Origin of the sequence: Desulfosarcina sp., assembly GCF_033791525.1 — a bacterium.
Lineage (GTDB): Bacteria > Desulfobacterota > Desulfobacteria > Desulfobacterales > Desulfosarcinaceae > Desulfosarcina.
On the sequence record NZ_JASJGN010000014.1, the window covers coordinates 1 to 9,547 of the forward strand.

General features: G+C 58.4%; 6 protein-coding genes and 1 pseudogene. 6 read left to right on the top strand and 1 reads right to left on the bottom strand.

Going from position 1 to position 9,547, the window contains the following annotated elements:
* Positions 1-346: pseudogene (locus QNK41_RS00550) on the bottom strand (acetyl-CoA hydrolase); the annotation flags it as partial.
* A 40-nt stretch (positions 347-386) separates the two neighbouring features.
* On the opposite strand from QNK41_RS00550, the gene QNK41_RS00555 reads away from it, so the two are divergent.
* The 6 genes from QNK41_RS00555 to QNK41_RS00580 all read left to right on the top strand — a co-directional run.
* Positions 387-1,571 (top strand): GNAT family N-acetyltransferase, encoded by a 1,185-nt coding sequence (locus tag QNK41_RS00555; protein WP_319252664.1) that lies wholly within the window; start codon positions 387-389, stop codon positions 1,569-1,571.
* Positions 1,572-1,693: 122 nt separating this feature from the next.
* The gene (locus tag QNK41_RS00560; RefSeq protein ID WP_319252666.1) at positions 1,694-3,640 is read left to right on the top strand and encodes an ASKHA domain-containing protein; all 1,947 of its coding nucleotides are present in this window, start codon (positions 1,694-1,696) and stop codon (positions 3,638-3,640) included.
* A 548-nt stretch (positions 3,641-4,188) separates the two neighbouring features.
* Positions 4,189-5,496: an acetyl-CoA decarbonylase/synthase complex subunit delta gene (locus QNK41_RS00565; RefSeq protein ID WP_319252668.1), complete on the top strand. Its 1,308-nt coding sequence runs from the start codon at positions 4,189-4,191 to the stop codon at positions 5,494-5,496.
* Positions 5,497-5,498: 2 nt separating this feature from the next.
* A complete protein-coding gene (locus tag QNK41_RS00570) occupies positions 5,499-5,915 on the top strand; it encodes a hypothetical protein (RefSeq protein ID WP_319252670.1) in 417 nt (138 codons plus the stop codon).
* Positions 5,916-5,964: 49 nt separating this feature from the next.
* On the top strand, positions 5,965-7,992 hold the full coding sequence (gene cooS, locus QNK41_RS00575; protein ID WP_319252672.1) for an anaerobic carbon-monoxide dehydrogenase catalytic subunit: 2,028 nt from the start codon (positions 5,965-5,967) through the stop codon (positions 7,990-7,992).
* 40 nt (positions 7,993-8,032) lie between these two features.
* A partial coding sequence (locus tag QNK41_RS00580; RefSeq protein ID WP_319252674.1) for a CO dehydrogenase/CO-methylating acetyl-CoA synthase complex subunit beta occupies positions 8,033-9,547 on the top strand: 1,515 nt, incomplete at its 3' end.

Here is a 9,547-nt window from a genome sequence, read left to right on the forward strand (position 1 = left end):
TGGTCATAAACTGAGTGTGAATGCCCAGGTCGTTTTTGTCCGAAAGCGTCATCAAGGTTGCCTGGGGAGCCGTACCCGGGCTGATTTGAAGCGTGGAGCCATCCTCGATGAGCCTGGCAATCAGGCGGGATATCGTGTTGGCTGCTTCGGATTCGGGGACGGTTGGCAGGGTCAGGATGGGCTCTTGCTTTTCAACCACCAGTTGGACATCGTTGACGTGAATGAAGCTGCGGCCCAGCACCCGGGGCATTTCCGGATTCACCTGGACGATGGTCAGATCCGCGGAGGTGGCCGCCGCCAGGGTAATATCCACGGAAACCCCCAGGCTCATCGAGGATGGTTCCACGCTTCAAATCAGCCCGGGTACGGCTCCCCAGGCAACCGTGATGACGCTTTCGGACAAAAACGACCTGGGCATTCACACTCAGTTTATGACCAACGAAATGATGCACCTTTTTGCCCGGGGAGTGATCACCAATCGCCGCAAAGGATTGAACAACGGGAAAATGGTGGCCAGCAGCGCCATCGGATCGCCCAATCTTTACGAATTCATCAACGACAACCCGGCCATTGAATTTCACCCGTCAGATGTGGTCAACTCGCCGGCGGTCATCGCCGCCCACAACAAGATGGTCTCTCTGTCCGTCGCCATGGCCATGGACCTGACCGGCCAGGTGGCGGCGGATGCCCTGGAGCTCAACAACTTTTCCGGTGTCACCGGCATGCTCGATTTCATTCGGGGGGCCTTTCAGTCCGAGGGGGGACGCAGCATCATCATGCTTCCGGCCACCGCCGTGGGTGGGGAAAAAAGCCGCATCGTTCCCGTGCTGGGTGACACCGCCGTCGTGGTGCCCCGGGCCGACGTACACTACGTGGCCACCGAATTCGGTGTCGTGAACCTATTCGGCAAAAGCCTCCAGGAGCGGGCCATGGCCATGATCAGCATCGCCCACCCGGATTTTCGGGATGAACTGTTGCACCAGGCCAAGCGGTTGAACCTGATCGGCGCCGAACGAAAGATGAAGGGCTCCCTGCACGGCGTTTATCCTCTCCACCTGGAAGAGACGCTTGAGATTGAGGGCCAAGCGATAACCATCCGCCCGGCCAAACCGGTTGACGAACGGCGGATCCAGGAACATTTTTACACCCTGGACAAAGACGATATCGTCTCACGCTTTTTTCACGAGAAGACCAGTTTCGTCAGCGACGATGTGGGAGCCATCTCCCAGGTCGACTACATCAAAAACCTCACCATTCTGGCGGTGGTCGGCGAGTTCGGCTTCGGCAAGGTGGTGGGCATCGGCGAGTACCTGCTGGATCCGTCCTGCAACCTGGCTGAGGTCGCCTTCTCAGTCAGCGGCGCCTGGCAGGGCAAGGGGCTTGGCAAGCGGTTGATGAAAAAGCTCTTTGAAGGGGCGCGGGACAACGGCATCGCCGGCTTTACCGCGTATACGGCACCTGACAACCAAGGCATGATCAGCCTGTTCAACAGCCTGCCGGTGCATGTGTTCACCGCCATGGAAGACAGCATGGCAGCCTTGAGTTGCCGGTTTGACGATATGAAAAAATAAAAATAATTAAAGAATTGCGGATTTAGGAATTGAGGGATTGGCGGACAACAAAACCCGAATAGGCAGAATTCTTTTAATTCCTCAATCCCTTAATGCCTCAATCCCATAATTAAGGAATCATCATGACCTCCCATACCATTAAATTCCTCCCCCACAACCGGGAAATCAAAGTGAATGAAGGTGAAAATCTGATCCGGGCAGCCATGGAAGCAGGGGTGCATATCAACGCCTCCTGCGGCGGGGAGGGCCTTTGCGGCAAATGCCGGGTTATCGTGGAAGCGGGCGAGGTGGAAGGGGGACTGAGCGATCAGTTAAGCCCGGCCGACCTGGAAAAGGGGTACCGCCTGGCCTGCCGGTCGACGATTACCGGGGATGTGGTGGTGCGTGTGCCGGTCGAATCGACCGTCGATGCCAGCGTGCTCAGCCAGCGCTATGTCCCTCGGCGCACGGCCACCATCCAGCAGATGGACCTCAACGATTTGAAGGAACAGGGGCTGTTCCTGCCGCCGGTGGAGAAAGTCTACATTGAACTGCCCGAACCAAACAATCAGGATCACCTGCCCGATGTCACTCGATTGGTCAGCCACCTGAAGCTTCATCACGACGAGCACCGCCTGACGGTGAGCCTGCCGGTCATCCGCAAGCTTCCCGACGTGCTGCGCGAGGACGGGTTCCGGGTTACCGCCACCCTTGCCCGGCCGGTGATGAACAGCGGCAAAACCGAAATCATCAACGTCCAGCCCGGAGACACCACCGACCGCAACTATGCTATCGCCATGGATATCGGCACCACTACCATCTACGGCCAGCTCATCGACCTGAAGAGTGGGGAGATCCTGTCCGAACATGGCGAGTTCAACGGCCAGATCAGCTACGGCGAGGATGTGATCAGCCGGATAGTATTTGCCGAAAAAGAGGATGGGCTGGATCGCCTGCACAAGGTGGTGGCGCAAACCATCAATACCATCATCGGCAAGATCGTTCGCCGCGCCAAGGTGGATCCGGACGATATCGCCGCCATCACCCTGGCTGGCAACACCACCATGACCCAACTGCTGCTCAAGGTCAATCCCCGCTACATCCGCCGCTCCCCTTACGTGCCGGCGTCCACACTTTACCCGCCCATCCGGGCGGTGGATATCGGCCTGGATCTGCGGGATCACGTCACGGCCCTGGTCTATCCGGCCGTTTCCAGCTACGTGGGCGGTGATATCGTGGCAGGGGTCATGGGGTCGGGGATGTATCTGGACGATCGGCTGACCCTTTTCATGGATATCGGCACCAATGCGGAGATCGTCATCGGCAACCGGGACTGGCTGGCCTGCGCCGCCTGCAGCGCCGGACCGGCCTTTGAAGGCGGAGGCATTAAATTCGGTATGCGGGCGGCCAAGGGCGCCATCGAAGACTTCTCACTGGATCCGGCCACCTGGGAGCCCATGCTCATGACCATCGGCAATTTGCGCCCCAAGGGCATCTGCGGGTCCGGGCTGATCATCATGACCGCCGTCATGTTCGAACTGGGCCTGATCAACAACCTGGGCAAGTTCAACAGGGAACTCTCCACGAACCGCATTCGAAAAGACAACGGGGTGTGGGAATATGTGCTGGCCTGGGCCAGCGAGACCCAGATCGACCGGGACATCGCCCTTACCGAAATCGACATCGAAAACCTGATCCGGGCCAAGGGGGCCATCTTCAGCGGCTGCATGACCCTTTTAACCGAGGTGGGCATGGGCATGCAGGACATCGACCGCATCATCCTGGCCGGCGGATTCGGCAGTTACGTGGACCTAGAAAAGGCCATCACCATCGGGCTGCTGCCGGAGATCGATGCGGACAAGGTCACCTTTATCGGCAACAGCTCCCTCCTGGGAGCCAAGATGAGCAGCTTGACCAACCGGATCCGCAGGGATGTGGTGGAGGCGACCCGCAGCATGACCAATTTCGAGCTGTCGGAAACCCCATCCTACATGGATAATTATGTGGCAGCCCTGTTTCTGCCACACACGGACATCAACCAGTTTCCCCGGCTCAAGGAGCGCATGGCCCGGCGGCGGCAACCGTCCTGACCGGAATCAGGCGGATGCGCATATGGTCATAACTATATAGGATAACAGCGGTTCCACCGGTAGGTATTTTAATGGCCGTCGATTCCCGTTTCGCACTGAAGGCAATATAGTAAGAATTGGGATTTAATCCCACTCCTCTATTGACAAATAAACCATTCAACCTATAAGAGTAATCCTTGGTTTTCCGCCTTTGGGAAGCGGGAGGCCATCTCGGCCCCAGTGGCCCTTTCGCAACAAATCAAAATCCGTTTTTCCGGCTGACAAATTAGTCATCATTGGCGTACCAGAGGGCTGTTTTGACGATGCTGTGCTGCATGAAAAAGAAAACGATCCATCACCCTGACCTCAACCCTATCCTATACCCGCCTATCCGCATCCACGGCTTTTTATCTACCGTTGTAGATACTATATATAAAAAATTCTTATACGAAAGGGGGCCTGAGTTTTTCATTTTGTGACCGGGGTTCTACCCTGCCACTCGAAAAATGAACAACCGCATTGCTGTAGCAAACCTCAATCATTAACCGATAGCTGATAAGGAGGTAACTTTGAGTTTCGAATTCTACAAGGAATCCTATGCAGGTGCGATAAAGGCGATCTCCATCGGTAAAGGCGACAAAGCCATTACCGTCGGAGGCGAAACCTGCTACCCACTCTATCAGTTTGAGGGGGAAATGCCCCACAAACCGAAAGTCGCCATGGAGATCTGGGACATGGCACCCGAAGAGTGGCCGGCCGCGGCAATGGAGCCTTTTAAGGACGTGGTCTCGGACCCGGCCGCATGGGCAAAAAAATGCGTTGAGGAATACGGCGCCGAGATTATCGTACTTCAACTCAAGAGCACCGACCCCAACGGCACCGACGCCAGCCCGGCGGATGCATCCGCCACAGTCAAAAAGGTGCTGGGCGCCATCGATGTGCCCCTGGTGGTCTGGGGCATCGCCAACCACGAAAAGGACGAGGCGGTCTTCAAGAAAATCGCCGAAGACTGCCAGGATGTGCAACTGACCTTAGGCCCGGTGGAAGACAAGAACCACAAGGGCATCGGTGCCGCAGCAATGGGCTACGGCCACGCCCTCATCAGTTCGTCTCCCATCGACGTCAACCTGGCCAAGCAGGTCAACATTCTGCTGGAAAACCTGGGCATGCCCATGGATCGGGTCATCATCGATCCCACCACCGGCGGTCTGGGATACGGCCTGGAGTACAGCTACTCGGTCATGGAGCGCCTCAGAATGGCTGCCATGGCCCAGGGCGACGACAAGCTCCAGATGCCCATCATCAACAATCTGGCCAACGAAATCTGGAAGTGCAAGGAAGCCAAGCAGGGCGTGGACGAAGCCCCGACCCTGGGTGATCCGGAAAAGCGCGGCGTCCTAATGGAAGCCGTGGGTGCCGTCACCTACCTCATGGCCGGTTCCGACATCCTGATCATGCGCCACCCCGAAGCCATCCGGCTGGTCAAGGCATTCATCGACATCGCCATGGACGGTGGCAGCGCCGCCGATATCGCCCCCATCGCCAAACGGCTGGAAGGCGTCTCCGTGGATCTGGCCGCCCTGGCACCGGCACCGGACCTGACCATCGAGGAAGAGAAAAAAGCCGCTCCGGCCAAGGCTGCCGCCAAACCGGCTGCCAAGCCTGCCGCACCGTCCGCTGCCCCAACCACACCTGCTGCACCTGCGGAAGCTGCTGCAGCACCTGTTCGTGAAATCGATAAAGTGGCCACCGCCCTCGGACTCGATCTCGACAAACTGTTGGCGGCGAAAAATTGTTCCAGGGATGATATTGAACACACGGCCCAGCAGCACAATCTGACGTTGGAACAAACCCTTAAGAAGTTGGGAGGTATTTAATCATGGCTATAGATCTGTTTGCAGACGAGCCCAAAGATCTCTTCGCTTCCGAAGAAACCGGGCCGTCAAAAGAAGAACTGGAAGCTAAGGCTAAAGCAAAGGCCGAGGCTGACGCCAAGGCCAAAGCGGAGGCCGACGCCAAGACCAAAGCAGAGGCTGACGCCAAGGCCCAAGCCGACGCCGACGCCAAAGCCAAGGCGGAAAAGGAAGCCGCCGCCCAGGCAGCCGCTGCAAGAGACGCCGACGAAGACGCCCTGCGCCAGAAGCGTGCCGCCGAGCGCGCCAAGATGGCTGCCGAGCGCAGCACCGGCGCTACCGACAAGGTGGTTCCCATGACCCCTGCCGCCGAGCAGAAGAGCGAACCCGAGAAGATTCTCGCCCGGCTCGACTGGGTCCACAAACGTGTCTCGCTGTATTAAGCCTTGAACTGTTAACCCTTGCCTAAATCAATACGAGGAGGAACCTCTGATGGCAGAAATTAAAAAAACAGCCGTGGCGAAGGCCCCCAAACTGGCCGACCCCATCGCCTCATCCATCGATAAATCAACCCAGGAACTGATCGCGAGAGCCCAACAGCTGGGCATCGACACCGTATTCGACCGTGCGGCCCAGATGAAACCTTGCGCGATTGGCATCCAGGGCATCTGCTGTAAAAACTGCGCCATGGGCCCCTGCCGCCTGCCCCTGCCCAAGGGCGGCATCGACGGTGAAGACACCCGCAAAGGTCTTTGCGGTGCCACGGCCAATACCATCGCCGCGCGTAACTTTATCCGCATGATCGCCGGCGGCGCAGCCGCCCACTCCGACCACGGCCGCTGTGTGGCCGAGGTCTTCCTGAGTGCGGCCCGCAAAGAGACCGACGCCTACAAAATCAAAGACCCCAACAAACTGCTGGCCATCGCGCCCTTCTTCGACGTTGCGGTCACCGTGGAGGTGGATGGCCAAACCCAGGACCGCAATATCGATGAAATCGCCCTGGAAGTGGCCGAAAAAGCCCTCAACGAATGGGGCAAGGCCGAAGGCGAACTCAGATACCTCAAACGTGCACCGGCCCCTCTGTATGAAAAGTGGACCAAAACCGGTGTGAAGCCACGCAACATCGACCGTGAAATCGTCGAAATCATGCACCGCACCCACATGGGCGTGGACCAGGACTACAAGAACCTCATGAAGCAGGGTACCCGCGCTTCCCTGGCCGACGGCTGGGGCGGTTCCATGATCGCTACGGACCTGCAGGACGTGCTCTTCGGCACCCCCTACCCCCTGCAGTCCGAAGCCAACCTGGGCGTCATGAAGGAAGACCACGTCAACATTATCGTCCACGGCCATGAGCCGGTGCTCTCCGAGATGATCGTAGCCATGAGCCAGAAACCGGAAATCATCGAGTACGCCAAATCCAAGGGCGCCAAGGGCATCCAACTGGGCGGCATCTGCTGCACTGCCAACGAGATTTTCCAGCGTCACGGCGTGCCCCAGGCCGGTACCTACCTGCAGCAGGAGCTGGCCATCATCACCGGCGCCTGCGATGCCATGGTGGTGGACATCCAGTGCGTGTTCCAGAACCTGGCCAACGTGGCCGAGTGCTTCCACACCAAACTGATCACCACCCACCCCATCGCCAAGATGGAGCAGGACAGTGTCATCCACATCGAGTTCGACGAACACCACGCCCTGGAAGACGCGGAAAAAATCATCAGGATGGCCATCGACAACTTCCAGAACCGTGGCAGCGAAGTCATGATTCCCCAGTACAAAGCTTCGGCCATCGGCGGTTTCAGCGTGGAGTCCATCCAGTATCACCTGGGCGGCACCTTCCGCGGAACCTACTACACCCTCAACGACAACATCATCAACGGCCGCATCCGTGGTATCGCCGGCGTCGTGGGCTGCAACAACGCCCGCACCCGCCACAACGAAGCCCACATCCAGGTCGTCAAGGAGCTGATCAAGAACGACGTCATCGTCCTGACCACCGGCTGCAACGGCATCGCCTGCGCCATGGAAGGGCTGCTGACCCCGGAAGCGGCCGCCGTGCACTGCGGACCCGGTCTGGCCGAGGTCTGCGAAACCGTGGGTATCCCGCCGGTCCTGCACATGGGTTCCTGCGTGGATAACAGCCGCCTGCTGCTGGCAGCCACCGAAGTGGTCAAGGCCGGCGGACTGGGCAAGGACATCTGTGACCTCCCGCTGGCCGGCAGCGCCCCGGAATGGATGAGCGAAAAGGCCATCTCCATCGGCCATTACTTCGTCGCCTCTGGCGTCTACACGGTCTTCGGCCTGCACCTGCCCACCTCCGGTGCCCCGGTATTCCACGACTACCTGTCCAAAGAGATGGAAAAGATGTACGGCGGCAGGTGGGACCTGGAAGCCGATCCCATCAAGCATGCCCAGATGATGATCGCCCACATCGACAAGAAGCGACAAGAGCTAGGCATCGACAAGGCCAGAGAGCGTGTCCTGATGGATATGGCCGACCGCCAGGCACTGGAAGGATAATTGAGTTTAAACCAGATCCTCAACGAAGGAGGAATATAGTATGTCTAAATTAGTCGCATTTGCCGCCATTCAGGGTGGATACAAAGTGGTCTCCAGCGCTGAAGGCCGCTACAAAAAAGCACTTGATACCTACAACGCCGACACCAAGATCGGATTTCCCAACACCGCCTACTACCTGCCGGTGATTTACTCGCTCACCGGCATGAAGGTGGAGACCCTGGAAGACTTGAAAAAACCCCTGGCATTCGCCCGGGGCCTGCTGCCCCCGCATGTCAAGGGCAAGAACCACCTGCCCTACCTGGGCCCCCTGCTGGACGCCGGCATGGCCGCCATCTTCTCTTACGAGATCCTGGAAGCCCTGCGTATCCTGGACCAACCGGACTTCTACCATCCCGAAGAGGATCCGGACATCGATGCCGGCAAGATCTGGGTGGGCCCGGCCGACGACACCATCCTGCGAAAACGCGGCGTGGAGTTCGTGGACGGCTCGGCACCCGGTTTTGCAGCCATGGTCGGCGCCGCCCCCAATTCGGAGATCGCCAAGGAAATCGTCGAAGAGTACCAGAGAAGAAGCCTCTACATCTTCTGCGCCGCCAACCACAATGGCACCACGCTTATCGACCAGCTGCTGGAAGCCGGTGTTCAGATCGGCTGGAACACCCGTATCGTTCCCTTCGGGCCGGACATCTCCTCGGCCGTCTTCGCCCTCGGGTTCGCCAACCGCGCGGCCATGGCCTTCGGTGGCGTCAAACCCGGTGACCACCAAAAAATCCTGCACTACAACAAAGACCGCGTATTTGCCTTCGTCAACGCCCTGGGCGACATCGGCACCGAGTGGGGTGTGGCCGCTGCCGGCTGCGTCAACTGGGGTTTCCCGACCCTGGCGGACACCGACATCCCCGAAATCCTGCCCACGGGTATCTGTACCTACGAGCACGTGGTGGCTAATGTACCCCACGACGAGATGTGCCAGCGCTCCGTCGAGGTTCGCGGCCTGAAGACCATCGTGTCCGACATCGAGATCCCCTGCGCCTTCGGTCCGGCCTACGAGGGTGAGCGGGTGCGTGGCGCCGACCTTTTCGCCCAGTGCGGCGGCGGCAAGACCCAGTGCACCGAGCTGGTCAAAATGGCCGACATGAACGAAATCGAAGACGGCAAGGTCATTGTCGACGGTCCGGATATTGGAGACGTTAAAGAAGGCGGGACCTTCCCCATGGGCATCTACATCGAGGTGGCCGGCCGTGAATTTCAGACCGACTTCGAGCCGATCCTGGAGCGCCAGATTCACCATTTGACCAACTACATCCAGGGCATCATGCATATCGGTCAAAGGGACATCTCCTGGGTGCGCATCAGCAAAGCTGCCATTGAGAAGGGCTTCACCCTCAAAGATATCGGTGTCGTACTGCACGCCAAGTTCCATCAGGACTTCGGCAAAATCCTGGACAAGGTTCAGGTGACCTTGAAGACCAAAAAGGCCGACGTGGACAAACTCACCAAGCGCGCCCGCGCCGAGTATAAAACGCGTGATGAGCGTGTCGAAAAAATGACCGAC

Excerpts from the sequence above, each read along its gene's own strand:
- cooS (WP_319252672.1), top strand. The coding sequence starts at position 5,965 with ATGGCAGAAATTAAAAAAACAGCCGTGGCGAAGGCCCCCAAACTGGCC.
- QNK41_RS00555 (WP_319252664.1), top strand. The coding sequence starts at position 387 with ATGACGCTTTCGGACAAAAACGACCTGGGCATTCACACTCAGTTTATG.
- QNK41_RS00560 (WP_319252666.1), top strand. The coding sequence starts at position 1,694 with ATGACCTCCCATACCATTAAATTCCTCCCCCACAACCGGGAAATCAAA.
- QNK41_RS00570 (WP_319252670.1), top strand. The coding sequence starts at position 5,499 with ATGGCTATAGATCTGTTTGCAGACGAGCCCAAAGATCTCTTCGCTTCC.